Source organism: Paenisporosarcina sp. P4_E4_2 (assembly GCF_056401595.1).
On the sequence record NZ_JBFUJC010000441.1, the window covers coordinates 1 to 2,180 of the forward strand.

Here is a 2,180-nt window from a genome sequence, read left to right on the forward strand (position 1 = left end):
GTATTTGCACCACACAATGATGATGAGGTATTAGGCGTTGGCGGCACGATTGCGAAGTATGCAGCGCAAGGTCATGAAGTGTTTATTTGTGAGGTAACTAAAAGTAATACAGATGAAGAGATCGAAGAAGAACGTTCAGAAGCATTAGCTGCGCATCAACTATTAGGGGTTAAGGAAACGATCTTTTTAGATTTTCCCATTGTGACTTTAAGAGAAACTCCTTTAGTGAAAATCAATGCTGAATTTCTAAAAGTTGTGGAAGATATTCGACCAAACATTGCATTTATTCCTCATAAAGGTGATATGCATATGGACCATACTGTTGTCTCTCACAGTGCAATGGTGGCATTAAGACCAATTAATGGCATTAAGGTGGAGAATATTTATGCATATGAAACCCTTTCAGAAACAGAATGGAATCTTCCCACAGTAGACAATGCCTATATGCCAAATGTATGGAGTGATATCTCGAAATTCATCGAATTAAAGAAAGAAGCAATGAACTGTTATCAATCACAACTAAAACAACCGCCTCATCCTCGAACACTTGAAATCATTGAAGCATTGGCAAAGCTAAGAGGTTCAACAGTTGGTGTACCATTTGCGGAAAGTTTTATGTTAGTTAGAAGATTAATTTAGTTTTTTTTCTTAAACGGCTAAACCAGCGGATCGTTTCAGAAAATCTGCTGAGGCTGGAGTTATTAGTATCACTTGGTTGCGTGATGAAAATCAAAATCCACTTTGCGGTCATGCATATTTACATGATGGAAATAGCGTCTCAATGATTCATTCTGCATCACATCGTGTGGGAAAAGATTCTTCTCAACGTAATCGAATCGGAAGAGCCAATCGGTTATTACATTTGGAAAACATCTTATAAAGATCCACATAAAGAGCAAGAACAGAACATTAATGAGTTTAAAAGAAGCTTTGGTGGACAAGAAGTTGACGAGATAAAAGTACTTAATGCTCATAGTTTAAAAGGGAAAGTATTCCTTCTATATGCGCGCTGGAAATGGAGAAATAGGCTTGAATATTTACGGGCAATAAAATCCACTTAATAGTGTGTAACACTTTTTTACATTTTATTTAGATTGTCATATTTTAACTAATGAAGTCTTGAAAATGGGGAATATAACTTAACTCTTGAAGGTGGATAAATTTGTTAAGAAGAATAACTGAATGTAGAATTAGGATGCAAAAAGAAAGACCAGACCAATGCAGTGATCTGTATTAATTGCTGATTTAAAGATTGTAGAAATATACACTTCAGTGACATATTCATTAGATGCAAACAAAAGAGTTCTCAAAAGGAGCGATAAAAAAGTTGAGAAAATATAAGATGTATATCATGAATGGTAAATGTTAAAAATACAATTATTCACATAAAATACTTGTAAAATTAATTCTGTCTCACTGTTACAAGTATACTTGGCTCGTGAGACGTAGCTTCCTATAATTTATATTATGTCAACTAAAATTAATTTCAAATTAAAGGAGTTCTCATTTTTCCCTGGGACTCCTCTTTTCAACATGCAATTCGATAAATTGCACACTATATTCAATTACGTCATTCATGAATACGTTATGATTCTTTGCGTACTCTTTTACATCGCTTATTAATTGATGATCATACGTTGTTTTATACTGAATCCGATCTAGTGGTTGATAAGTTTTGTCCAAAGTGATTTTGTCTTGTACCAGAACGTTTTTCAAACCATTTTCAATTAAATGATTCACATTTGTATTATGCTTTAACGCTAGTTGCTTTAACGCGTCTAAAACTGATTTACTGATATTTGTTCTGAATGAAACTCTATTCGTATTTGGCGTGTGAATGATTTTCCCATCGACAATTTTCCACATTGGAATCTTTCTATTGTCACCAACTACATATGGATTATCTGTATGCTGTGTCATATAGACTCGTTTATATATATGAAAGTTTTCAGAATTTGCATATTTGTAAAGTCTGTCAGAAAGTATTTGAAGACTGGTTTTCCCTCGTACCCAAATACGGTAAATCGTATGATTTTTTTGACTGGTGATAGTACTTATATCCGATTTTAAGCTCCAGGATTGAAATACCGCTAATAATCCTTCTGCAAAGGCTAAACTACCGGTTGTAACGTTCACTTGATATCCTTCATGACCTACCCAGCCATCGCCATCAATAACGC

At 34.3% G+C, this 2,180-nt stretch carries 3 protein-coding genes; 2 read left to right on the forward strand and 1 reads right to left on the reverse strand.

Annotated elements, in window-relative coordinates; genetic code table 11:
• The coding region (locus AC1DSB_RS18405) for a PIG-L deacetylase family protein (RefSeq protein ID WP_477587316.1) at positions 1-639 on the forward strand (639 nt) is incomplete at its 5' end.
• 164 nt (positions 640-803) lie between these two features.
• Positions 804-1,061: a hypothetical protein gene (locus tag AC1DSB_RS18410; RefSeq protein WP_477533290.1), complete on the forward strand. Its 258-nt coding sequence runs from the start codon at positions 804-806 to the stop codon at positions 1,059-1,061.
• 442 nt (positions 1,062-1,503) lie between these two features.
• Here AC1DSB_RS18410 and AC1DSB_RS18415 read toward each other — a convergent pair.
• Positions 1,504-2,180 (reverse strand): hypothetical protein (locus AC1DSB_RS18415; protein ID WP_477587317.1); only part of this gene is annotated, 677 nt, incomplete at its 5' end.